Annotated in this window: 21 protein-coding genes; 11 read left to right on the forward strand and 10 right to left on the reverse strand. The window is 42.0% G+C overall.

Annotated features, from left to right (window positions below; all coding sequences use genetic code 11):
* Positions 1-38 precede the first annotated feature (38 nt).
* Positions 39-455 (reverse strand): GNAT family N-acetyltransferase, encoded by a 417-nt coding sequence (locus PASHI_RS10955; protein ID WP_062565625.1) that lies wholly within the window; start codon positions 453-455, stop codon positions 39-41.
* A 73-nt stretch (positions 456-528) separates the two neighbouring features.
* Positions 529-3,318: a TonB-dependent receptor gene (locus tag PASHI_RS10960; RefSeq protein ID WP_062565626.1), complete on the reverse strand. Its 2,790-nt coding sequence runs from the start codon at positions 3,316-3,318 to the stop codon at positions 529-531.
* Between the two features lie 389 nt (positions 3,319-3,707).
* On the opposite strand from PASHI_RS10960, the gene PASHI_RS10965 reads away from it, so the two are divergent.
* Both PASHI_RS10965 and PASHI_RS10970 read left to right on the forward strand, forming a co-directional pair.
* Complete coding sequence (locus tag PASHI_RS10965) at positions 3,708-4,436, forward strand: copper homeostasis protein CutC (protein WP_062565627.1); 729 nt, start codon at positions 3,708-3,710, stop codon at positions 4,434-4,436.
* A 2-nt stretch (positions 4,437-4,438) separates the two neighbouring features.
* Positions 4,439-5,299, forward strand: a complete 861-nt coding sequence (locus tag PASHI_RS10970) for a glucosamine kinase nucleotide-binding domain-containing protein (RefSeq protein ID WP_062565628.1) — start codon at positions 4,439-4,441, stop codon at positions 5,297-5,299.
* Here PASHI_RS10970 and PASHI_RS10975 read toward each other — a convergent pair.
* A complete protein-coding gene (locus PASHI_RS10975; protein WP_062565629.1) occupies positions 5,296-6,021 on the reverse strand; it encodes an AraC family transcriptional regulator in 726 nt (241 codons plus the stop codon). The genes PASHI_RS10970 and PASHI_RS10975 overlap by 4 nt on opposite strands.
* Positions 6,022-6,183: 162 nt before the next feature.
* Here PASHI_RS10975 and PASHI_RS10980 point away from each other — a divergent pair, with 162 nt between their 5' ends.
* From PASHI_RS10980 to PASHI_RS11010, 7 genes are all read left to right on the forward strand, one after another.
* Entirely contained in the window at positions 6,184-7,344 is a 1,161-nt protein-coding gene (locus PASHI_RS10980; protein WP_062565630.1) for a Gfo/Idh/MocA family protein, read from the forward strand.
* A gap of 6 nt (positions 7,345-7,350) precedes the next feature.
* On the forward strand, positions 7,351-8,403 hold the full coding sequence (locus tag PASHI_RS10985; RefSeq protein WP_062565631.1) for a sugar phosphate isomerase/epimerase family protein: 1,053 nt from the start codon (positions 7,351-7,353) through the stop codon (positions 8,401-8,403).
* Positions 8,404-8,437: 34 nt separating this feature from the next.
* Positions 8,438-9,658, forward strand: a complete 1,221-nt coding sequence (locus PASHI_RS10990) for an MFS transporter (RefSeq protein ID WP_062565632.1) — start codon at positions 8,438-8,440, stop codon at positions 9,656-9,658.
* A gap of 24 nt (positions 9,659-9,682) precedes the next feature.
* Positions 9,683-10,375: a 3-keto-disaccharide hydrolase gene (locus PASHI_RS10995; RefSeq protein WP_062565633.1), complete on the forward strand. Its 693-nt coding sequence runs from the start codon at positions 9,683-9,685 to the stop codon at positions 10,373-10,375.
* A 1-nt stretch (position 10,376) separates the two neighbouring features.
* Positions 10,377-12,056, forward strand: a complete 1,680-nt coding sequence (locus PASHI_RS11000; protein WP_062565634.1) for a GMC family oxidoreductase — start codon at positions 10,377-10,379, stop codon at positions 12,054-12,056.
* Positions 12,057-12,058: 2 nt separating this feature from the next.
* Positions 12,059-12,814: a gluconate 2-dehydrogenase subunit 3 family protein gene (locus tag PASHI_RS11005; RefSeq protein WP_062565635.1), complete on the forward strand. Its 756-nt coding sequence runs from the start codon at positions 12,059-12,061 to the stop codon at positions 12,812-12,814.
* A 68-nt stretch (positions 12,815-12,882) separates the two neighbouring features.
* The gene (locus PASHI_RS11010; protein WP_062565636.1) at positions 12,883-13,713 is read left to right on the forward strand and encodes a sugar phosphate isomerase/epimerase family protein; all 831 of its coding nucleotides are present in this window, start codon (positions 12,883-12,885) and stop codon (positions 13,711-13,713) included.
* Between the two features lie 80 nt (positions 13,714-13,793).
* Here PASHI_RS11010 and PASHI_RS11015 read toward each other — a convergent pair whose 3' ends face one another.
* Positions 13,794-14,045, reverse strand: coding sequence for a hypothetical protein (locus PASHI_RS11015; RefSeq protein ID WP_062565637.1), 252 nt, complete (start codon positions 14,043-14,045; stop codon positions 13,794-13,796).
* An 856-nt stretch (positions 14,046-14,901) separates the two neighbouring features.
* Here PASHI_RS11015 and PASHI_RS11025 point away from each other — a divergent pair.
* On the forward strand, positions 14,902-15,348 hold the full coding sequence (locus PASHI_RS11025; RefSeq protein ID WP_062565639.1) for a hypothetical protein: 447 nt from the start codon (positions 14,902-14,904) through the stop codon (positions 15,346-15,348).
* 43 nt (positions 15,349-15,391) lie between these two features.
* On the opposite strand, the gene rnd is transcribed toward PASHI_RS11025, so the two are convergent.
* The 3 genes from rnd to PASHI_RS11040 all read right to left on the reverse strand — a co-directional run bounded on the left by rnd (position 15,392) and on the right by PASHI_RS11040 (position 19,201).
* Entirely contained in the window at positions 15,392-16,522 is a 1,131-nt protein-coding gene (gene rnd, locus PASHI_RS11030; protein WP_062565640.1) for a ribonuclease D, read from the reverse strand.
* Positions 16,523-16,570: 48 nt separating this feature from the next.
* Positions 16,571-18,232, reverse strand: a complete 1,662-nt coding sequence (gene fadD / locus PASHI_RS11035; protein ID WP_062565641.1) for a long-chain-fatty-acid--CoA ligase FadD — start codon at positions 18,230-18,232, stop codon at positions 16,571-16,573.
* 117 nt (positions 18,233-18,349) lie between these two features.
* Positions 18,350-19,201 (reverse strand): alpha/beta fold hydrolase, encoded by an 852-nt coding sequence (locus tag PASHI_RS11040; RefSeq protein ID WP_062565642.1) that lies wholly within the window; start codon positions 19,199-19,201, stop codon positions 18,350-18,352.
* 110 nt (positions 19,202-19,311) lie between these two features.
* Between PASHI_RS11040 and PASHI_RS11045 the strand changes: the two genes are divergently transcribed.
* Positions 19,312-20,601 carry an alkaline phosphatase gene (locus tag PASHI_RS11045; protein WP_062565643.1) on the forward strand — a complete coding sequence of 430 codons (1,290 nt, stop codon included), beginning with the start codon at positions 19,312-19,314 and terminating at the stop codon, positions 20,599-20,601.
* 84 nt (positions 20,602-20,685) lie between these two features.
* On the opposite strand, the gene PASHI_RS11050 is transcribed toward PASHI_RS11045, so the two are convergent.
* From PASHI_RS11050 to yoaA, 3 genes are all read right to left on the reverse strand, one after another.
* Complete coding sequence (locus PASHI_RS11050; RefSeq protein WP_062565644.1) at positions 20,686-21,009, reverse strand: hypothetical protein; 324 nt, start codon at positions 21,007-21,009, stop codon at positions 20,686-20,688.
* Positions 21,010-21,085: 76 nt separating this feature from the next.
* Positions 21,086-21,778: a tRNA (adenosine(37)-N6)-threonylcarbamoyltransferase complex dimerization subunit type 1 TsaB gene (gene tsaB / locus PASHI_RS11055; RefSeq protein WP_062565645.1), complete on the reverse strand. Its 693-nt coding sequence runs from the start codon at positions 21,776-21,778 to the stop codon at positions 21,086-21,088.
* 10 nt (positions 21,779-21,788) lie between these two features.
* Positions 21,789-23,705 (reverse strand): DNA repair helicase YoaA, encoded by a 1,917-nt coding sequence (gene yoaA / locus PASHI_RS11060; RefSeq protein WP_054563876.1) that lies wholly within the window; start codon positions 23,703-23,705, stop codon positions 21,789-21,791.
* Positions 23,706-23,758 lie beyond the last annotated feature (53 nt).

Here is a 23,758-nt window from a genome sequence, read left to right on the forward strand (position 1 = left end):
CAAAATTGGGCGCTTAGTTTTTATAACAGCGCCCTTTTTTATTTCTGCCACTGCATATGAAACTCATAGTCGTCTTCGCCTAGAGTTTTAAACCCTGCCCGCTGATATAGCCCATAAGCTGGATTCGCTTTTAGCACCGTTAAATTGATCTCTGCTGTTTGCGCTTTGAGTGCATCTAACACCTTAGTGCCTAACCCTTTGCCCTGCTCTTTAGGTGCAATTTGTAGCTGTAATAAACTGATTGCTTGGTCACTCACGATGAATTTGGCTGCGCCTACACATTGCCCATCATTTAACACTAAATGACTGTATTCAAAGTGCTCTGCTACTCTTGCTTTATGCTGCTCAAGTGATAAAAATAACCCCTGATTTTCTAAGTGCTCAACCATGGTATTTAATCTTAAGTCGAGTAAATAGGCTTTGTCTTGCTCCGTTGTTTTTACAAATTCAATCATTATTGTCTTAAAAAAGAAAAAGGTACTTTAATAAAAGTACCTTTTTAGGTTGCAACAAACAACATCTCTTGGGTTAGAAATTATAATTTGCGCCTAGGTAAAAACGGCGGCCTGAATATTGGTTATAGGTAAAACGATTGCTTTGTTTCCAATATCCTTCTTCTATTTCTTCTGTTAGGTTCACCACTGACGCGGTAAACGAAAGATCCTCTGTTAAGTTATACGAAGCATTCACATCTAGCTGACCATAATCTTTGGTATACAAGTTGTAGCCTTGGTGAATACCGTTGGCACGGTCATCTTTCCAGTTGTAAGACGCACGAACACTAAAGTCGTCATTTTCAAAGTACACCGACACATTATATTGGTGCTTAGCGGTACCTGGTATTTCGGCCTCTGTTTTTTGCCCGTCTGTCGAGACTTCGCTGGTGCTGGTATCTGTGTAGGTATAGTTAGTTAAAATACCAAAACCATTATCAAATGAGTGCTGGAAGAACAGCTCTAAACCTTCTGACTTTGCATCACCACCACCTACTTTGGTGTTCATTTCGACTTCTATTGGGCCGTTACAGCAATCGTGTTCACGCTCTACAATTTCTACGGTCGAAATTGGTAAATTAGAAATATCTTTAGAGAATAACGTGGCACCCAGTGCAGAGCCATCGCCGTAATACCATTCAATACCCAAATCGAATTGATCAGATAACATAGGTTCAAGGCCTGTGTTTACCGAGGTACCATTACCACGGCCAGTCCATGAATCTGGCGAGTTAATATTAACTGGAGGACCGTATGACTCTGCTTGGCTTAAGTCTGAATAGCTCACTCTTGCCATGGTGCGTGCTGCTGCAAAGCGCACCACAAGATCTTCGGTTGCATCCCATGCAAGGTTAAAGCTTGGTAGTACTTCACTGCCATCGCTACTGCGCTCATTTGGATCGGTATCGTCATCGTCTTGACCAATGACATCATCGTAGGTCAAGGTGCTAAGCTCTGTATTAACATAGCGCACACCGACATTACCGCGGAAGTCTTGCCATTCAAAATCAGCTTGGGTGTAAACGGACCAAATTTTTTCTTCTAGGGCGTACGTGCCCGAAAGTGTTGGCACCACTGTTTGGCTAAAGTTTTCTTTTAAGTAGTTATCAAGGGCTCCAAAATCAAATGCTAAGAAGTTAAATGCACCTGTATCACCTGCACTGTTATCAACTACATGGTCGCTTACCAATGTTGGTGCATCTGGGTGAAAATCTGGATTATGGAACCACTCAGTTCCTGGTAAGTAGCCGCGGTAGCCACCGTTATCCGCTATACCGTCATCCCAACGAAAGTCGTTACGAATACCTTTGATTTCGTGGTCGCGGTATTTAGCACCTACATACACACGGGTGAAAAAGTTGCCATCAAGGTCAAATTTTACATCTGTTTGAATGTAATCTTCTGAGTCTTCATTTTCAGATGAGTAAGAGTCAAACCAATCATAATACTGGTATGCTTCTTTATCGGTGGCTAAATCAGTCGACACTTCGTAGCTTGGTTTTCCGTTTTCAATAGACCACAACCAGCTGTTTACTGAGCCTAAACGTGCATCAATATTGGCGTAGGTTTCTTTTGAAGTTCCGCCTTCAGCTTCAGTATGACCAAGTTTTACTGTAATGCTGTAAGTGTCGCCATAATAAGTACCTTCAAAATCATAGGTGTTTGATTTTGACTCGCCAAAACGCTCACGTCCTGTTAACTGCGGTGATAACAAACCACGGCGAACAGCCACACCACCATTTACATCGGCATCACCCCAGTTATTATCATTAAGTAAACCATTATCGCCATTACCGTAGGCAACCACAGTATCGCCATCAAGCACAATGCCGTAATACGGGTTGTGGTTATCGTTCCATTCTGCAAAAGTAATGCTTTGCCCTGTTTGGTCGTAGCCTAACTTGGCACCAAAATAGTTAAAGTTTAAATCAAGTCTGTCACTCGGTGCCCACTGAACAGCCACTTGATACCCATCGCGTGTACGGTCTTGGTTTGAGTTATTAACACTCATCGCACGAGGTGCCCATACATTGTTGTACACTTCGCCAGTGGCTTGGTCTACCAGCGCTGGGCGTTCTGCCCCTTCAACGGTATCTGAGTGAAAACGCCAGTGTGATGCGTTGTTAGTGATGGTTGTTACGGTGCGATCTTGACGTGTAAAGCCGGCCAGTACACCAAAGTTTTCGTCGTCATTTTTCCAAGAATACAGCACGTTGACTTGTGGCTTAGTGTCTTCAGACACATCATCGTAAGTCACCTCTGCACTTAGCGCCCCTGAGTTTGCTTCCATCTCAAGAGGTTTTCGGGTGTGTAAAATAACCGTACCACCAATACCGCCTTCATCGATGCGTGCTTCAGCACTTTTGTACACTTCTACACTTTTGATCATGCTTGAAGGCAATAACGTGTAATTAAAACTACGGGTAGGAGTACCAGAACCTGATGAAGCAATATAGTTACCGTTTAATTGGGTGAGAGTCCAATCTGGTGACGTACCACGAATACTCACGCGGCTACCTTCGCCACCGTCGCGGTCAATCAAAACGCCCGATACACGTTGCAATGAGTCAGCGACGTTTTTATCAGGAAACTTACCAATATCCTCTGCGGTGATTGCATCAACTGTCGCCGTTGAAAGTCGTTTTATTGCTAAATTCTCTGCGGTTGAAGAACGAATACCACGTACTTCAATCACTTCTACATCTTCATTTGCTTGCTCTGCTGCATAGCTTGTATTGATTGCCGTCAGTAGCGAAATTAAAATTGCATTACGCTTAAAATGCCTTCCTTGCCCTTTTGTTTTTATTGCAGTTTGCTTGCCCATGCCTATCTCCAGTTGTGTGTTCTGTTTTTGTATAAGAGGTTTTAATTCTCAAAAAACGATTTATTGTTGTCGGTTTTTAAACTGATTATTGGTAGTTAACAGCTTGTTAAACTCAAACTCAGAATAGGGTGAGTGGTCAAAAAGTGATAATAAAAATTCGGTGAGAGATATGACAAAATCGGCGTTAGGAATATTTTATATTCATTTTTATATTTTCTGAATTATAGTTAAGCTCAGCGAATTTGAGTTAACTGGCTCAGCAAAACAAACTCAAAAATACATTTAAAATATTGATAATAAATAACAATTTAACATGTTGCGTATTTATTGATGACTCAGAAATTGAGTGACTAAAAGATAGGTGTAATAGATATGGTAAAAACACGCCCATGAAAAATGGTAAATTTCTTGAAGTATGCCTAAACGAAGGGTGCTTAAAGCAGCTTGCTAACAACATTTCAATGGCTAGTAACTTAGGCGCGAAACGCTTTGAGCTATGCAGTAATTTACACCTAGGTGGCTTAACACCAAGTGTTAATGCGATTGACTGTGCTGTGAAAAACCTGACTAATAGTGCAGAGTTAGTGGTGATGATACGCCCCGAAGCAGGCAACTTTTTTGTTAGTGCTGAATGTCGCAACCTAATGCAAAAACAAATTACACTGGCAGCGAATGCGGGGGTGCACGGGGTGGTATTCGGTGCAGTAAAACACGGCTTACTTGATTTAGAGGTGACCCGCTCTTTAGTTGCCACAGCCAAACAGCATGGCCTGATGGTGACCTATCACCGTGCATTCGATACCCTTACAAACCCGTTAAGCGCACTTGATAAACTGATTAGTTTAGGCGTTGAGCGCGTATTAACAGCAGGCACGCCATGGCAAAGCGGTCAAAGTGCTGTTGATGGTCTAAATCAGCTCAACACATACTTAGCACACAGCGCTAATCAGATAGAAATTGTTATGGGTGGTGGCGTTACTTTAGAAAACGCGGCAACACTTTGGCAATTAATAGAAAACCATTCAGCAAAGGCGGCTGTGCATGTACACTCATGCGTCCACAACGAAAATGGTGCAATTAATGCTGAGGATATCAATAAGCTTCTTTCAAAGGATTAAGCATGGCAACGTATTTTTTAGGTATTGATGGCGGCGGCAGTAAGTGTAAAGTTCGTTTAGAAAATGAAAATGGCTCACTAATTAGCGAAGCCATAAGTGGCTCAGCAAACGTGGCCACCAGCTGCAAACAAAGCCAAGAGTCAATACTGCACGCTACTGAACTTGCATTTCTTGAGGCAGGGCTTGCCTTAAGTGAGCTGAAAAACACTTATGTGCATGCAGGACTTGCCGGTGCTAATATCGACTCTGCCTATCAAGCTATGACCAAATGGCAGCACCCTTTTGCCAAATTTACCCTGTCAACAGATATGCTGATTGCCTGTAAAGGCGCGCATCAACACCATGATGGTGCGGTGATTATTCTGGGCACAGGCTTTTGTGCGGGTTACCAACAGCAAAACCAATTTAGCGAATTAGGTGGCTACGGATTATTACTAAGCGATGGTGCCAGTGGTGGTTGGTTAGGCTTACAACTTTGCCGAAAAGCATTTGCAGTGCTTGATGGTGTTGCGCAAAGTTCAGCTGCAATAGATACCCTACTCACCGAGCTTAACTGCGACTCAAGCCAAGCATTAAGTCAGCGATTAATATCAGCGCGCCCGGCTGAGCTTGCCAAATTTGCGCCGCTCGTTTTTAGCCATTCTGACGATGCTTTTTGCCAGCAATTAATCAATGAAGCTTGCGCATACATTACCCGCTATATCGCTTACTTTGAAAAGCAAGGCATTGAAAACGTTACTTTGATGGGCGGTATTGCTAGTGCTATCACGCCTTACTTAACTGATGCCAGTAAAGCGCGTTTAACCCCCGCCCTTGCCAGTGCAGAGCAAGGGGCTATTTTAATGGCGAGAGAGGCAATTTAATCACCTAATTGCGAGCGCATTTGTGAGGGAATTTCGCCAAACAAACGCCGAAATTGTTTACTGAAGTAACTCGGTTCAGAAAACCCGCACTGATAGGCCACTTGTGAAATGGGCAGTTGCGTTTCAATCAGTAGCTTGCGGGCATTTTCGAGACGCACTTCGTTTATAAATTGATTAGGTGTTTTTGCTAAGTGTTTTTTAAAACGGCGCTCTAAAGCACTTACCGACAAGTGTGCAAGCTCAGCTAATTCATCAATGCTGATATGACGATGATAATGCTCGCGAATAAATTTTACCGGCTCTTCAATTGCCCTTACATGAGAAAGCGCTTTTGAGGTTTTTTGTAAATGTCGGGTCACTCCGTAAGTGCCGATCACATTGCCATCGTGATCTTTTAAAGCATGCTTTGATGTAGAAAACCAACCAAGCTCACCTTGCTGGGTTTGGTTAAGTTCTAAACGGTCAGTCACTATATAGCCTTCCATCACTCGTTTATCGTCATTGACGTACTGAAACGCAAGGTGCTTTGGTGAAAAATCGAAGTCTGTTTTTAGCAATATTTGCTCCAGTGTTTTATAACCCTGATGCTCAATAAAATGCTGATTACAATGCAAGATTCTACTATCTGTGTCTTTTACCCAAAAGAGGATATCTGGCAGTAAATCAAATGCAGCAATCAACTGATTTACGCCAGCTTTTTTTATTATTTCTTGAATATCCATCGCTTAATTTTGTCTCAATAAAGAACAGCCCTATATATTTTAAACGCCGATTTTGTTGCATTGTCAACCGAATTTTTATTAGCGCTTATTGGCTAAGCTTTCCTATTATCAATAACATGATATTAACAGTAGCAAACGCTATTTAAATTAGGAGCGCTTAAGATGAGCAAAGCTAAGATCCGCATGGCAATGGTAGGCGGTGGCGATGGTGCCTTCATTGGCGCTATTCATCGAATTGCAGCGCGATTAGACGGAATGATTGAGCTTGTTGCAGGCGCATTCAGTTCAGACGCAAACAAATGTAAAGCAACTGGCGAACTACTTGGGCTTGATAGCAGCCGTTGCTACGACAGTTACCAAACGCTTTTTGTCGAAGAAGCAAAATTACCTGCTGATGAGCGTATTGATTTTGTGGCTATTGTCACGCCAAACCACTTACATTTTCCGGTCGCGAAAATGGCGCTTGAACATGGTTTTCATGTGCTCTCAGATAAACCTGCAACGCTTACTCTCGCAGAAGCAGAGCAATTACAAAGCATTATTGCAAAACAGCAAGTTTTATATGGACTGACCCATACTTATACCGGTTACCCAATGGTCAAAGAAGCCAAGCATCGCGTTAAAGCTGGTGAGCTTGGCACCATACGTAAAGTAATTGTTGAGTACACTCAAGGCTGGTTAGCTCAAAGTGAAGACGAGGGCTCAAAGCAAGCGAGCTGGCGTCTAGACACCAGTAAGGCTGGCATTAGTTGTTGTATGGGCGATATTGGCGTGCATGCAGCTAACTTAGCCGAGTATGTCTCTGATCTCGAAATCACCGAGCTTTGCGCCGATTTAAATCATGTGGTTGAAGGCCGAGCCCTCGATGATGATGGTACTGTGCTTCTTAGATTCAATAATGGTTGTAAAGGCGTTTTACTGGCAAGCCAAATTGCCATTGGCGATGAAAACAACTTACGCCTGCGTATTTATGGCGATAAAGCCAGCCTTGAATGGTCGCAACTTGAGCCTAATAGCTTATGGCTACGAGGCCACAATCAAGCCGCAACATTACTTAGAGCGGGCTTAGGTGAGTTACACCCTGACACACAAAATGCCCTGCGCGCCCCTGCCGGCCACCCAGAAGGTTACCTTGAAGCATTTGCCAACATTTACAGCAATTTTGCAGCACAAATTCATGCATTTAAGCAAGGCGACAACGCAACAAATTCAGCATTTGATGTGCCAGGCATCAATGAGGCTGTGCGTGGTATGGCGTTTATTGAGCATGTTGTTGCTTCAGCTAAACAAGATACTAAATGGCACAAATTACAGATTGGATAAAAAAGAATGAATAAAATCAAAGGGCCAGCAATATTTTTGGCGCAGTTTATTTCAGAGCAAGCACCCTTCAATAACTTTAAAGGTTTATGTGAGTGGGCAAGCGGTTTAGGTTACAAAGCGATTCAAGTGCCAACCTCAAACCCTGAAATTTTCGATTTAGAAAAAGCAGCTCAAAGCCAGCATTACTGCGATGAAGTCACTGGTATTGCTATGGAATATGGACTTACAATTTCAGAGCTATCAACACATTTGCAAGGCCAGTTAATTGCTGTGCACCCTGCCTACGATGAAATGTTTGATAACTTTGCCGCAGAGCATGTAAAAGGTAACCCTGCAGCTCGAACTAAGTGGGCAACAGAGCAACTGATGATGGCTGCTCAAGCAAGTAAAAACCTTGGCTTAACAACCCATGCGACGTTCTCAGGATCTTTTTTATGGCATACCTTTTACCCGTGGCCACAGCGTCCACAAGGACTTGTTGAACAAGGCTTTAGTGAACTTGCTAAGCGTTGGTTACCCATTTTAGATTGCTTTGACGAGTATGGCGTGGACGTGTGTTATGAATTGCATCCGGGTGAAGACCTGCATGATGGTGTGACATTTGAGCGCTTTTTAGCAGCAACCAATAATCACCCACGCGTTAATATTCTTTATGATCCGAGCCATTTTGTATTGCAACAGCTCGACTATTTAGCGTTTATCGATATTTATCATTCGCGCATTAAGGCGTTTCATGTCAAAGATGCCGAATTTATCGCAAATGGCCGCTCAGGTGTTTATGGCGGATTTCAAAACTGGGAAGACCGACCAGGGCGTTTTCGTTCTTTAGGTGATGGCCAAGTAGATTTTAAGCAAATCTTCAGCAAGTTAACTCAATATGGTTTTGATGGTTGGGCTGTACTTGAATGGGAATGCTGCTTAAAGCACCCAGAAGATGGGGCAAGAGAAGGCGCTGAGTTTATTAAAGCACACATAATAAACCCAACAGATAAAGCCTTTGACGATTTTGCCAGTGGCGCAACAAACACTGAGCGTAATAATCGAATTTTAGGTTTATAAAACCGACAACAATAGAACACACAGGACACACAATATGGACAACAATAATTATAACCGCATTGTCTTTCGGCTTTGCTGTATAGCACTGATTGTGACCTCTATGACCTTTGCCATCCGTGCTGGTATTTTGGGTCAACTTGGCAGTGAGTTTGGCTTAACCGACACCGAATTAGGTTGGGTTAATGCCATGGCATTTTTAGGTTTTCCCGTTGCGACTATGGTCGGCGGTATTATTTATAATGCCATTGGCGCGAAGAAATTAGTGGCTTTAGCGTTTATTTGTCATTTACTTGGTCTTGTTTTAACTATCACTGCTGATGGTTTTTGGGGCTTACTGGTTTCTACCTTTTTGATTGGTTTTGCCAACGGGGCTGTTGAAGCGGGCTGTAATCCACTGATTGCAGAAATGTACCCTAAAAATACCACCACTATGCTAAACCGTTTTCATGTTTGGTTCCCTGGTGGCATTGTGATAGGCGCACTTGCGTCGAATTTTATGTCGGGAGCGGGTTTAAACTGGCAATGGCAAGTGGCTTTAATTTTAGTTCCTACGGTTATTTATGGCGCTATGCAGATCAAAGCGCAGTTTCCACGCTTTGATACACGCACTCACTCAACTAGCAGCAATATTCGCCACTTATTCACGCCGTTATACATCTTTTTAATTGCCTGCATGACATTCACCGCAACCACTGAGTTTGGCACACAACAATGGATTGAGCGTATTTTAGGTTCATCGGGTGCCTCTCCTATGGTGGTATTAGCCTTGATCACTGGCCTAATGGCTGTTGGTCGCTTCTTTGCAGGCCCCATTGTGCATAAGCTCAACCCTACTGGTGTATTACTTGGATCTGCCATTTGTGCAAGCTTAGGTATCTTCATGATGAGCCAAGCCGAGGGCAGCATGATATATCTAGCAGCGATGCTTTTTGCACTTGGCGTTACCTACTTTTGGCCGACCATGCTTGGCTGCGTTGCTGAATACATTCCAAAGTCAGGGGCGCTGGGTATGTCGTTAATGGGTGGTGCAGGCATGTTTGCTATGAGCATTTGGAACCCTGTAATTGGTAGCTGGATAGATACCGCACGCTCATCGGCACAGGCAAGTGGCGCAAGCGCTGAACAAATTGAAATTTTAGCCGGACAGGCTGTATTACAAAACCTACTGATCTTCCCAATTATTTTAATCGTCGCATTCATTGGGTTGCATCTAGTAATTAATAACAACAAACGCACCGAAAAATGTGCGTCTTAAGCAAGTAAATCGTCGAGGAACACTATGTTTAAATCTCTTAAAGCACTGACTTTAATGCTCACCGTTAGTAGCTGTGCACTCGCTAATGCGGCTGATAATCAGCTTACACAACAAGAAAAGCAAGCTGGCTGGCAGTTGTTGTTTGACGGCAAAGATATGTCGAAATGGCGTAATTTTAAAAGCGAATCTTTAAATCCTGCATGGGTCGTTGAAGATGGCGCTATAACATTAACCAAAGGTGGTGGCGACCTGCTTACTAAAAAGCAGTACCAAAACTTTGAATTACAGATTGATTGGAAAATCTCTACCAAAGGCAATAGCGGTATTTTTGTGTTAGCTGATGAAACCGGACAGATGATTTACTCTCATGCGCCTGAAATTCAAATTATCGATAACGAAGAACACCCAGATACCGAAATTGACTCGCACTTAGCAGGGTCAATTTACGATTTATTTGCAGCGCCAGTTGCGGCGCACAAACCAGCAAATAGCTGGAACCATGTACGCATTAAAATGCAAGACAACCACTTACAAGTTTGGCAAAACGGTATTAGCACCACCAGCATTGTGATTGGCAGTACAACATGGAACACCCTTGTTAAAGGCAGTAAGTTTGCAACTTGGAAAAACTTTGCAACGGCTGAACAAGGTCATATCGGGCTTCAAGACCATGGTGACAAAGTGTGGTTTAAAAATATAAAAATCAAGGAGCTATAAGATGTCTGATTTTAAACATAAGGTATTAGTTGTTGGCTCTGGTGCTGGCGGTGCAATGGCCGCATACACGTTAACCAAGCTTGGTCACAAGGTGTTATTACTTGAAGCGGGCCGTAATTATGACCCGAAAACAGAAAGCCCGATGTTTCGTCGTAACAACGAAGCCCCACTTATGGGTGCAGGTAACAAAGACAAAAACTTTGGCTTTTACGACGCAACCGTTGATGGCGGCTGGCAAGTACCTGATGAGCCATACACGAGTGCCAAAGGGAGCGACTTTTATTGGTGGCGCGCACGTATGTTAGGTGGTCGAACTAACCACTGGGGCCGCTATTCATTACGCTTTAGTGAGCACGATTTTAAAGGTAAAAGCCGTGATGGTCACGGTGCCGACTGGCCATTTGAATACGCTGATTTAGCACCTTGGTACGATAAAACAGAAGAGCTTGTTGGCGTATGTGGCACTAATACAGGCCATGAAGATATGCCAGATTCGTCACCGGGTATTTTACAGCCGCCACCAAAACCGCGTGTGCCTGAACTTCTAATTGCCGCTTCTGCAAAGAAAATGGGCATTCAAGCAGTGCCGATGCATCGCGCGGTATTAACTCGCCCGAAAGATGATCGCATGGCGTGTTTTTATGCAACACCTTGTGGCTCTGGTTGCTCAATTGGTGCTGCTTTCCAAACTACGACATCATTACTGCCAATGGCAAAAGCCACCGGAAACTTAAAAGTCATTACCGATGCTATGGTTAAATCAGTTAAGGTTGATGAGCAAGGTAAAGTCACTGGCGTCACTTATGTTGATAAACACACAATAACCGAACATGCTATTGATGCCGATGTGGTTATCTTAGCCGCCAGCGCCTGTGAATCAGCACGTATTTTATTAAACTCAAAGAATAAAAAGCACCCTAAAGGCCTTGCTAACTCAAGTGGCCAAGTAGGTCGAAACTTGATGGATTCGACGGGTGCATGGTTAGGTGCGCAAATTCCGGCACTTAAAGGTCGCCCACGTTATAACGAAGATGGACATACCGCTAATCACTTATTTATTCCTTGGTGGGGTCATCAAGCACAAGCTAACAATGAATTAGATTTCCCACGTGGTTATCACTTTGAAATTGGCGGTGGCTTTAGACAACCAGGCTCGGGTGTATCGGGTGATAAACAAGGCTATGGCCCTGCCCTTAAACAGCAAATTCGTGATGCATATGGCTCTTACGTTGGTTTTGCTCTGCGTGGCGAGATGTTACCGAACAAAGATACCTACATGGAAATTGACGAAAACGTTAAAGACAAATGGGGTATTCCGGTATCAAAGTTCCACTTTAAGTGGTCTGACAGAGAATTAAAGCAAATCGAACATGGTTTAAAAACTGCGAAGCAAATTCTAGAAAACATGGGGGCGACCGTTGGCGAACTCCCGCCTGCTGAAAAAGCAATTTCAAAAGGTGGCGAAATCATCCACGAAGTGGGCACAACACGAATGGGTAGCTCCAAGAAAGACTCGGTCACCAATCAATGGGGTCAAACATGGGATTGTAATAACCTATTTGTAATGGATGCGGGCGTATTTGCTTCTAACCCTCATAAAAACTGTACGCTCACCATCATGACACTGGCAATGCGTAATTCAACTTGGCTTGCTCAACAAATTGATAACGGGGTACTTTAATTATGCATCATCGTAACGAACACGACTCATATAACTATGTTTCAAACATGAGCCGCCGTGAGTCTTTAAAATGGCTTGGTCTATTAGCTGCGGGCTCAGCGGTTGGTTTAACTGCTGGCTGCACAAAAGCACTTGAAGATGACGGTGCAGTCTCTGCAAAAGAGCATTGGCCTGATTTAGATATTAAGCCTGTGACCGCTAAAGGCTATGGTCAAGATCCAAATTTAGTGATGCCACCAGAATCACCTTGGCCGCTGACCTTAACGGCAGACGAGCTTACGTTGGTAGCGCTATTAGCTGATTACATTGTGCCACGAGAAGGCGCTATTCCTTCAGCCAGTGAGCTAGAAGTACCGGCAGTTATTAATGAGTGGGTAAGCGCGCCTTATGAAGGCCAACAACGCGATAGAATTAAAATTTTAAACTCTCTAGCGTGGCTTAACGATGAAGCGCAGCTTCGCTTTAAAAAGCAATTTGTTGCGCTTAACGAAAAGCAACATCGTGCGATTTTAGACGATATTGCATTTTTAAACGAGCAAACACCTCTGCAATTTCAGCGTATTGGTAAAGCTTTTTTACGCTTTAAAGAATTAGTGCTTGCTGCCTTTTTCTGTACACCTGAAGGCTGTAAAGACATTGGTTACCTTGGTAATGTACCTATTGCAGGTGATTACCCTGGTCCTTCTGATGAAGCAAAAACCCATTTAGATCAGGTTTTAGCTGAGCTTGGTTTAAGCGAGTACGCCTATATCGATTAACTTTCCCCCTTGTGTTATTTGTAACACAGTGCAGGGGGTCAGCCCCCTGCTTTTTTTAGGATTGAAGTATGTTTAAAACCCGCATTTTATTGCTCATTATTAGCCTTGTATTTAGTGGTCAATTATTCGCAAAACTGCCAGTGAGTGTGCAGCTATGGTCAGTCAAAGACACCTTAAAAAGTGACTTTCATGGTACGCTTAAGTCTCTTGCCGAAATGGGGTTTGACGGCGTGGAGTTTGCCGGAGACTTTGGCCCATACTCAAATAATCCAGCAGCCTTAAAAGCAGAGCTCAGTGAATTAGGCTTAGTTGCCAGTAGTGCCCATATAGGCTTTGATGCACTCAGTGAAAACACTATTGATAGCACCCTGCTGTTTTACAAGACCCTTGGCGTTACTACACTTTATGTACCTTGGGATGAAAGAGCATGGCACCCTGAGGGAGTTAAATCTCTAGTTAAAGAGCTTACTAAAGTCAGTGATTATGCGACCCGCTTTGATATGAAGATCGGTTTTCACAATCATAATAAAGAGTTTAATGCTTTTAATAATGCAACGTTTTGGGATTACATTGCCAGTAATACCCCCAAGACCATGCCATTGCAGTTAGATATTGGCTGGGTCAATTACGCAACTAAAGATCCAATCTACTTTATTAAAAAGTACCCTAACCGCACGCTTGCTACGCACATTAAAGTTCGTACGATTGAGGGTAGCAACATGAGCCCGATAATCGGCGAAAACAACATTGATTGGCCTGCCATCATCGATACTTTAGAGTCACATGGAAACACCAAGTGGTTAGTGCTTGAGCAAGAAGAATATCCAAGCGGATTAACCCCACTACAAAGCGTTGCTAAATCAAAACAAAACTTAGATAAGATTTTACTTGGTTTGTAGGGTTATTTTAGAAATGAGCTCGCTTTAAACAAGTGAGCTCATGGCTTGGATTTAAAAAGTCGTTCACTCATAGCTCTATATTAAGGTTCATCTTGCCAAGAGCTACTACCTTCAGTACGTTTTGCAAAGCTTTCTGGTTTCCTAATTGGTTTATCTATGCTTTTATAGAATATCAAGATTCCAGCTCCACCTATGACGGGGAGTAACCAAACCAGAACTATTTGTGCTACTTTTTGAAAAGTTTCAAAATCATTTCTTTTATAAATTTCTAAACTAATCAAAATATTGAACACTATTAGCAACCCCAAGCCTGCTAGTGTATAGTTTTCCATATCTTAATCCTATTGATGTCAAAAACATTCAGTAAAAACGACCGAACGACGGCTTAAATTGTTTGTTATACGCTTTAAAACGAACAGCTAATCGTCCTTTCTTCGGTGTTTAAAGATAAATCGCCCAAATTGAAAACACAAAACCAAAAATACAATGAGAAATATAAGTCCATTTACCCACTCAGGCAAAAACTCCACAATCTTCGGAGCAATGAGTTTTAGAATACCGAAAACTGCTACGATGAGAAGAATGAATGCAGTCCCTTTCACAAAAGCACTCCTAAATTTCCGTTCAATGCATCTGTTTATATTTTAAAATACCAACGTCAAAATTAATTGCGGGAATATCCTTAAATGTACCACCCATCTAGCATAGGGACAAAAAGGATGGCTATATTAACAAGCGGGGACGATTCACATTCTTTAATCCCAGCATGTTCCTCCCAGATCTACAGCGGTTTGTTATGTGGCTTACCTCTTTGATATAGTTTTAACAAATTACTTAAGGCATTGCTATCACAAGTTTTTTAAAATCTTTTATGTAAAATTAAATACATTAATATGCTCGCGTCGATCATTTTAATAAAAATATGTGCAAAGAACAGCTTGGCAGTTTTCAATGGCTCATAATCCTTAATGAAGATATATAACGTGACTTATTCTACCAACCTATTTTACATTTATTCTTATATCTTTCATCGTTTAACATCTTATTTAATTTCAACAAGCTAAATAAAGCACAGCATTAAAAATTAATAATAAAACATTAAAAATAGCGTTTACTTTCATTTGTTCGGCAGATTGTTTTATCTAAGTAGCGAAGTACTATATTAAAAAAGCCTCTCAGGGACTGAGAATGAAAGTATTGAATTTAAGGAAGAGTTCAGAGAAAAGCACACTTGCGATCCTCGTGACTTTAGCCGTCTTAACATTGTCTATTCTAAAAGCGACATCCCAAAAGCATCCACTTTATGACCTGCTTTTGCTGGCTTTTATGCTTACATCGTTAATAATTATTTTATTGGTATTGAGCAGTAAAAATGAGCTGACTATATGTCGACACGGTATTTTTTATAGCTCAGCGTTTGGAAATGTTCATATTGAACCAAACAAAACTAAACTAATTAAACAATACTCTAAATATGGTTTTAATTGTGTGGTAATCATTGGTCATGGCTACTTTATATTCGCGCCATTTTATTATTTAACGTCGAAACAAAAACAACGACTTAAAAGATATGATAATAACTTACTGCATTGGCTAGAGGTTACGCGTAAACGCAGTAAGTTTCAGGGCTTTTAGTACGAATACAAAGCATACAAAAGCCCTTTAAAAAGTTAGTTACTTAGTTTTGCCACTCTTTAAGTACGTCTTTCACATACTCATAGCGCCATGAGTTAAACAGATCTGGCTTTGATGCAGCTTTACGCTCATCGGCATCGAGCTTCCAATTCCAGCTGATCAGTTGGTTAATCTGTTTTTTAGAGGCCAATACATCTTCAGGAATACCCTGCTCTTTTGCAGCTTTGGTAATTTTTTGTTTAATATCTTTAGCCGCTTTTTTGTATGCCGGAAAATCAATTAAACGTTTTAATTGTGCAGGTTGTTCGCTATCAGGAACGGCTTTACCACGCTCAATACATTTTAAAATTTCAACACCCGAACGGTTCACTTCCATTGGCTCAACACCCGGTACTCTGCGTAACGCATTTAGACTTGCAGGCTTACGCTTAGCAATTTCAACCATGTTATGCTCTTTTACCACGAAGTTAAGCGCGAGGTTTTTGCGCTCTGCCTTTTCACGGCGCCATGCGGCAAGTTCGCGTAATACTGCTAAGTCGTGCGGTCGTAATTGCCAAGCATTTTTAATATCTTTATAAAGCTGATCTGCTGGTGGTTGGTAAGCACGTTTTTGCGCGACTAACTCGCTTTCGCTGATCACGATGTCAAAAAAGCCAGCTTCATCAATTTGTTTTTTAATAATTTCAAAACAAGGCAGTAAGTGATACGTATCGGCAGCGGCATAATCTAGTTGTTTTTCTGTTAGCGGTCGCTGTAACCAGTTAGTGCGCGATTCACTTTTATCTATTTCGATATCAAGTAACTCTTTAACCATGTGGGCAAAGCCCATGCAGTTTCCATGACCTAGTATTTGTAGAGCAAATTGGGTATCAAACAGCGGTGTTGGTACAAAGCCAGCGTATTTTTGAAACACTTCAATATCTTCTGACGGTGAATGCAATACTTTTAACACCTCTGGGTTTTTAAGTACTTGCCAAAAATCAAAAAGCGACAACTCAGCCAGTGGGTCGATTAACGCTAAATGCTCACCATCATATACTTGAATAAGTGCAACTTCAGGGTAAAGCGTACGACGACGCATAAACTCGGTATCAATTGCCAGTACCGGTTTTCCTGTTATTTTTTCTACAAAATCATTTAATTGATTTTGAGTTTCGATCAGTTGATATTGCACTTATACCCCTTTCTTTACCATAAAAAAGCCGGCTAATGCCGGCTTTAATTATTTTTCTTCGTCCTTTAAGGCTCTTCTTAGAATCTTACCAACGTTTGTTTTTGGTAGTTCATCTCTAAACTCAACGAGTTTAGGCACCTTATAGTTCGTTAAATTATCACGACAGTGCTTTATTATATCTTTTTCAGTTAAAGATTGATCTTTTTTCACGACAAAAACTTTAACTTGTTCGCCACTGACCTCATGAGGGATACCGATTGCCGCTACTTCAAGCACGCCATCGTGCATAGCAACAACTTCTTCGATCTCATTTGGGAACACGTTGAAGCCAGATACAATAATCATGTCTTTCTTACGATCAACAATATAGAAGAAACCTTCATCATCGTAAGTTGCAATATCACCTGTTGCAAACCAACCGTCTTTTAAGCACTCGGCTGTTGCATCAGGGCGGTTATAGTAACCTTGCATAACTTGTGGGCCTTTAACCCAAAGCTCGCCTGGCTCACCTTTCGCTGCTTCTTCACCATTTTCAAGCATAAGCTTAATATCAGTGCTAGGAGCAGGTAAACCAATTGAACCGTTATAACCTTCAAGGTCGTAAGGGCTAACAGTTACAAGTGGTGCACACTCAGTTAGGCCATAACCTTCCATTAATTTGGTTTTTGTTACAGCTTGCCATTTTTCAGCAACTGGACGCTGTACCGCCATGCCACCGCCAAGTGACATTTTTAGGCTTGAGAAATCAAGTTCAGCAAAACCTGGGGTATTTAGTAAACCGTTAAATAGCGTATTTACACCTGTTACCGCAGTAAATTTGTGTTGTGCTAACTCTTTTACAAAGCCAGGCATATCACGAGGGTTTGTAATAAGTACGTTTAAACCACCGTATTTCATAAATGTTAGGCAGTTCGCAGTCAAAGCAAAGATGTGATAAAGCGGCAGTGCTGTAATAACCACTTCTTTTCCGCGATCTAAAACGTTATCTAGACAACCTGAAACTTGTTCAAGGTTACCAACCATGTTGCCATGCGATAGCATTGCACCTTTAGATACACCCGTTGTACCGCCTGTGTATTGCAAGAATGCTAAGTCGTTTAAATCAACATCTGGCTTTTTATAGCTTGCTTCGTTACCAGCAAGTGTATCGGCAAATTTGATTACATTTGGCAATGAGTAGCTAGGCACCATTTTCTTAACGTGCTTAACCACAAAGTTAACGATGTGCTTTTTAAGGCCGCCCACCATATCACCCACTTGGGTAACCACAATGTGCTTAACGTTGGTTTTTGGTAATGCTTTTTCTAGGGTATCGGCAAAGTTAGCAAGAATGAAAATTGCTGATGACTCTGAGTCATTTAACTGATGCTCTAGTTCACGCACGGTGTAAAGTGGATTTACGTTTACCACTACACAGCCTGCACGAAGAATACCTAAAATAGTTACAGGCGTTTGCAGTAGATTCGGCATCATCACCGCTACTTTATCGCCTTTTTTCAGACCAAGATCATTTTGAATGTACGACGCAACACGTTTTGTAGCACTGTCTAACTCACTATAGGTCAACACTTTACCCATGTTGGTAAAGGCTGGAAGGTCACTATAGTCAGCAAAACTTTTTTCAAACAAGTCGAGTAGCGAGTGATAATGCTCAGGGTCGATTGTTTCAGGCATACCTTCTGGGTAGCGTTTAAGCCAGATTTTTTCCACTCTTAGCTCCTGTTTATAATTATATTTTTTAATAACCTTAATCTAACTAAGGCCGTTTCTCAATGGAGTAAATACTCTAATGGTGCAGATAATCCCACATTTGGTGCAATTATACAATTAACTTGCTTTATACTGCCCAATAAATGCATGAATGTGCTCTAAGGTTAATGCAGGACTTTGCATATGGCAATGGTGACCTCCAGGTATCTCATGAATTTTTAACTCCTTGTAATATTTACCATATGCCTCTAGGTTATCCCTAACGAAAGGGTAACCCTTATCCCCTAAGATAAGCTGACATGGTGCGTTAATTTGTTTGATGGTTGCAATACATTGTGCCTCATCAAAGCGAAATCCTGAGTGATTTTTAAGCTTAGGATCGGTTGTTAAATACCACTTACCTGCTTTTTCGTAACTATTCCGTGTCATTAAAAGCTCTGCTTGTGGGTATTCAAGGTCGCCACTTGCAAGCCTTGCACTAATAATGTGCGCTATTGAGTCAAATGCACGAGGGCCTTTGCTGTTTACCCGCGCTCTATTTAATATCGCTTTACGAAGTTGGCCGCTCATTTCATTGCTGTTGGTTGTAACGCAGCCAATTCCCTCAATAAAGTTTACCGATGCCACCTTTTCAGGGAAGCAGCTCGCAAAAACGCCAGCGACCATAGCGCCCATAGAATGGCCAACTAAATGCACTTTCGTTACATCAAGCGACTCAATAAACTTATAGACGTCATCAATGTAGTCAATAAAGTAATAATGGGCGTCACTACTTCGCCAATCAGATAAACCATGGCCAGGAAAATCAAGGCAATACCAACGCTGATTTAGCTGCGCATTTTGTAACATAGGTATGTAACTATGTGCGTTATCAAGCCAACCATGTAAGGCAATCACAACCTCTTTGCCATCACCAAAGGTTAGGCCATGCATTGCCTGAGTGCCAGTTTGAAAAGAAAAAGGTTGCACAATTACTCCTATTTATTAAGCGTTTCAACTTAAAGGCGTTTATTTATCGTCTGGCTAGTATACAATAATCCTCGCAGTATAAATAAGGGCACAATAATAAGGTTACATCAATGAAATTAAAATTAAGTCTTTTAGCATTATTATGCTCAGCAGGCTCAGTAATGGCTGAATCAGCACCAAAAAACATCATTTATATGATTGGTGATGGTATGGGCCCGGCATACACAACTGCATATCGTTACTTTAAAGATGATCCAAATACTAAAGTTGTTGACCCAACTGTTTTCGATACTATTTTGCGTGGTATGGCACATACCTACCCTGACGATCATACCTATGTAACAGACAGCGCAGCAGGTGCAACAGCTCTGAGCAGTGGTCATAAAAGTTATAATGGCGCAATTGCCGTTGATACTGATAAAAAACCAGTAAAAACCATGCTTGAGGTTGCTAAAGAGCGTGGCATGACAACAGCACTCGTAGCTACTTCGCAAATCAATCACGCTACACCAGCAAGCTTTGCTTCACACAACGAATCACGCCGTAACTACGACGAGATTGCTAACGACTATATCGATAACAAAATCGCAGGTAAATTACCGGTTGATTTAATGCTAGGTGGCGGCACGAAATATTACGTTCGTGAAGACCGTAACCTTGTAGAAGAGTTTAAAGCGGCTGGCTATCAATACAGCGATGACTTTGCAGCAATGAATGACTTAAAGCAAGTTCCTGCTCTTGGTTTATTTGCTGAAGTTGGTTTACCGTTTGCGCTTGACGAAAATCCAACGCGCCTTACGCAAATGACAACTAAAGCACTTGATTTACTTAATGGTCAAAATGACAAAGGTTTCTTTGTGATGATCGAAGGTAGCCAAATTGACTGGTGTGGTCATGCAAACGACATTGCATGTGCAATGGGCGAAATGGATGACTTTGCTAAATCGATTGAACAAGCAAAAGCGTATGTAGATAAAAACCCTGATACCCTGCTTGTTATCACTGCCGATCACTCAACAGGAGGCTTAACACTCGGTGCTCATGGTCAATATAAGTGGGAAACTGACATTGTTAAAGGTGTTAAAGCAACAGCTGGCACTATCACAAAAGATCTACTTGAAAGCGATGACTTAAAAGCAGTATGGCAAAAGTATTCTGATATCGAGTTTACTGATGCAAACAGCATTAAGCTTAGCCAAGCTAAGAAAATGGGCGAGAAAGCGTTGCTACTTGCAGTAAAAGATATCATCAATCATGCCAGCTTCACAGGTTGGACTACTGGCGGCCACACCGCTATTGATGTACAAGTATTTGCCTATGGTAAACGTGCTGAAGATTTCTACGGTTCGCAAAACAATACTGCGATTGCCGACAAGCTGATTGATTTTATTAAACAGTAATTTATATTGAATACAGTCCAAGCATAAAAAAAGCCTAAACATTTTGTTTAGGCTTTTTTTTGTGAATTCAGTTTTACCAATTAGCTAAGCATATACATCAACGCCAATAAGGCTTTGCACTTCGGCGCGGCGCTCTAAGTTAGCAAATTCCGTATAGGTTGAAATAGCGCGACTGGTTTTTGGGTTGCTTGGTTTATCATAAATTGTTTGCTGATAGCTTTGCGACTCAGCTTTAAATTCATCAGCAATAGCAACAGCTTGAGGGCTTGATTTAACATACTCTGTTGACGATTTTTGCTCAGCCGTTTGGTCTGATATCGCTTTAGGCTTATCAGTAACGGTATTTTTACGGCTATATTGACCGGGAATGTCACCGGTATAAAAGCCTGAGCCAATAGGTAAAGTCAAACTCGTAATTCCACATCAAACATGACTAAATTATGTGCCATAACTGACGGGCACGCAAGTCCCGTTATTCTTTCTGTTATTCTCGGCCTGGTAGCTTTTTCCAAGTCACTGTATCACGAACATATTTAGGCTGCGCATTAGCTGCAGTCACCGTTTCACCGTTAGCGAATGCAGTGGCAACCGAGGCCAGCATGTACTTCGCATCAGGCAGTAAAATGTTTTCATTTAAACTTACATTTGCCAGATCTGTAACAAGTGCAGGATAGGTCTGCCAACCCGTCCCCACCGCTGCCGCCGTTGTTTCAGGTAACGTTAGCAACTCAGGTTTAATGACTTGCTCTTCATCAACAAGCGTCATTAAGCCATTATCATCAGCTTTATAATGAGCGTAATAAATCTCACCCATACGTGCATCAATGGCAGAAAACACATCGCTGGCTTGATCTTGTTCAAACGCTTGTTGCGCCATCATCTGCAATGTTGATACGCCAACCAAAGGTAAGCGTGCGGCATAAGCTAAACCTTGTGCAATCGCAACACTGATACGCACGCCCGTAAAGCTACCCGGTCCTTGGCCAAAACCAATTACATCTAAATCGGTTAGTTTACATTGCGCCTTTGCGAGTAACTCATCAATTAAAGGCAAAATCTTTTGGCTGTGCTGCTGAGGGCACTCTTCAAAATGATGAAATGTTTGCCCTTGATAATGTAGCACCAGCGATAAAGCTTCAGTTGATGCATCTAAGGCAAGAATATTGTGTTTAATCATCTAAGTTACTCTAATTGATCTGTTCTAAAAACGCGTTTGCCATTGCTAAGTCGCGCGTGCGGCGCATGGGTGGCAAACTTTTTAAAAATACTTGGCCGTAATGGCGTGTTACTAGGCGGTTATCGCAAATAACCAACACACCTTTATCTTTACTATCGCGAATAAGTCGCCCTACCCCCTGCTTTAATGCAATGACCGCTTGGGGTAATTGAATATGCGCAAATGGGTCTTTGCCTTGTAACTGGCAATCTTGCATTTTTGCTTGCAATAATGGGTCATCTGGTGCGGCAAACGGCAATTTATCAATGATAACACAACTTAATGTGCTGCCTCTAACATCTACGCCTTCCCAAAATGAGGCTGTACCGAGTAAAACGGCATTACCGTGACGGGTAAACTTCTCAAGGATAATGCGTTTAGACATTTGCCCTTGCATATAAACCGGATAATCCATTTGTGTGGTTAAACCTTCCGCCACTAAATGCATCATACGATAGCTAGTAAACAGCACAAAGCAGCGACCTTTTGCTGATTTAATCAACTCAAGGGTCAGCTTGATAATAGCATGAGGCATATTATTCGCATGAGACTCAGGTAAGTAGCGCGGTAAGCAAAGTAGCGCTTGTTGTTGGTAATCAAACGGACTTTCAACAATCATGCTTTGCGTTGGTTTTAAACCAAGGCTAGCGTTAAAGTGTTCTAATTCGTTATCGACCGATAGAGTCGCCGATGTAAACACAAAGCCTGCTCCTGTGTCTTTCATCATTTGTGCGAATTTAGCCGATACATTAAGCGGTGTAATGTTTACCGTTAGGTATCGGCGAGTGGTTTCATACCAATAACTATAGCCCGTTTGTGCGGTATCAAATACCCGCTCTAACTGACCTTTAAAGGCCAGCGTACGCTCAAACGGATGCTCTATTTTTTCGCTACGGTCTAAGCATAACTTTAATACTTGGTATAAAAAGTCGAGGTCGCTAATGACCCGGTGCAGTGCTGCACAAATATCTTTATCAGCCAGCTTTTCACGCCAATCACCACGGCTACCATCAACCCCAAACTGCAAGCGTAAATCTGCCACGCTGGTTTCTAACTTGTTGAGGGTTTTACCTAATTGCAGCATATCGGGGATATCGGCACGGTAAATTGCTCGTAAGTCATTAATTAAATCCACCAGCTTTTTGGTGCTAACACTTTCACCAAAATAGTCACTGGCAATTTCACTGAGTTGATGAGCCTCATCAAAAATATAGGCGTCTGCCGTTGGCATTAATTCAGCAAAGCCTGTGTCTTTTACAGCCATATCAGCAAAGAATAAATGATGGTTGATCACCACCACGTCAGCTTCCATGGCATTTAAGCGGGCTTTACGAATATAGCAATCTTGAAAATCGGGGCACTCTTTACCCAAACAGTTATCAGCGGTTGAGCTAACATAAGGCAGTACTTTGGCGTCTTCTTCTATGCCAATACAATCTGCTAAATCGCCTGAACGGGTTTCACTGGCAAACTTTGCCACCATCGCGAGTTGATGCATTACATCAGGATCATCTGTTGGAACATGCGCAACATGCTGACTTAAACGATACGTACACAAATAATTCGCGCGTCCTTTCAAAAGGGCGACTTTTTTAGTGGCGCTCAGTGCTTTGACTAAGTTGGGTAAATCACGGTGAAACAACTGCTCTTGTAGTGCTTTTGAACCCGTTGAGATGATGGTTTTGCCTTTTGATTTTAACGCAGGCGCTAAGTAAGCATAGGTTTTACCCGTGCCTGTGCCCGCCTCAACCACTAATTGGTGACGTTTTTTTAAGGCATCGTCAACTGCAACAGCCATGTCAATTTGTGGCTGCCGAGGAGTATATCCATCAAGAGAAAGTGCAAGGGGGCCAGTGGCACTGAAAAGTTGTTTGATAAACTTCGCCAATAGATTAAAAGTGATGGGCAGATTTTACGTAACTGACTTGCCAAGGGCAAGAC

This window comes from Pseudoalteromonas shioyasakiensis (assembly GCF_001550135.1).
GTDB lineage: Bacteria > Pseudomonadota > Gammaproteobacteria > Enterobacterales > Alteromonadaceae > Pseudoalteromonas > Pseudoalteromonas shioyasakiensis.

Excerpts from the sequence above, each read along its gene's own strand:
- PASHI_RS10955 (WP_062565625.1), bottom strand. The coding sequence starts at position 455 with ATGATTGAATTTGTAAAAACAACGGAGCAAGACAAAGCCTATTTACTC.
- PASHI_RS10960 (WP_062565626.1), bottom strand. The coding sequence starts at position 3,318 with ATGGGCAAGCAAACTGCAATAAAAACAAAAGGGCAAGGAAGGCATTTT.
- PASHI_RS10965 (WP_062565627.1), top strand. The coding sequence starts at position 3,708 with ATGAAAAATGGTAAATTTCTTGAAGTATGCCTAAACGAAGGGTGCTTA.
- PASHI_RS10970 (WP_062565628.1), top strand. The coding sequence starts at position 4,439 with ATGGCAACGTATTTTTTAGGTATTGATGGCGGCGGCAGTAAGTGTAAA.
- PASHI_RS10975 (WP_062565629.1), bottom strand. The coding sequence starts at position 6,021 with ATGGATATTCAAGAAATAATAAAAAAAGCTGGCGTAAATCAGTTGATT.
- PASHI_RS10980 (WP_062565630.1), top strand. The coding sequence starts at position 6,184 with ATGAGCAAAGCTAAGATCCGCATGGCAATGGTAGGCGGTGGCGATGGT.
- PASHI_RS10985 (WP_062565631.1), top strand. The coding sequence starts at position 7,351 with ATGAATAAAATCAAAGGGCCAGCAATATTTTTGGCGCAGTTTATTTCA.
- PASHI_RS10990 (WP_062565632.1), top strand. The coding sequence starts at position 8,438 with ATGGACAACAATAATTATAACCGCATTGTCTTTCGGCTTTGCTGTATA.
- PASHI_RS10995 (WP_062565633.1), top strand. The coding sequence starts at position 9,683 with ATGTTTAAATCTCTTAAAGCACTGACTTTAATGCTCACCGTTAGTAGC.
- PASHI_RS11000 (WP_062565634.1), top strand. The coding sequence starts at position 10,377 with ATGTCTGATTTTAAACATAAGGTATTAGTTGTTGGCTCTGGTGCTGGC.
- PASHI_RS11005 (WP_062565635.1), top strand. The coding sequence starts at position 12,059 with ATGCATCATCGTAACGAACACGACTCATATAACTATGTTTCAAACATG.
- PASHI_RS11010 (WP_062565636.1), top strand. The coding sequence starts at position 12,883 with ATGTTTAAAACCCGCATTTTATTGCTCATTATTAGCCTTGTATTTAGT.
- PASHI_RS11015 (WP_062565637.1), bottom strand. The coding sequence starts at position 14,045 with ATGGAAAACTATACACTAGCAGGCTTGGGGTTGCTAATAGTGTTCAAT.
- PASHI_RS11025 (WP_062565639.1), top strand. The coding sequence starts at position 14,902 with ATGAAAGTATTGAATTTAAGGAAGAGTTCAGAGAAAAGCACACTTGCG.
- PASHI_RS11045 (WP_062565643.1), top strand. The coding sequence starts at position 19,312 with ATGAAATTAAAATTAAGTCTTTTAGCATTATTATGCTCAGCAGGCTCA.
- tsaB (WP_062565645.1), bottom strand. The coding sequence starts at position 21,778 with ATGATTAAACACAATATTCTTGCCTTAGATGCATCAACTGAAGCTTTA.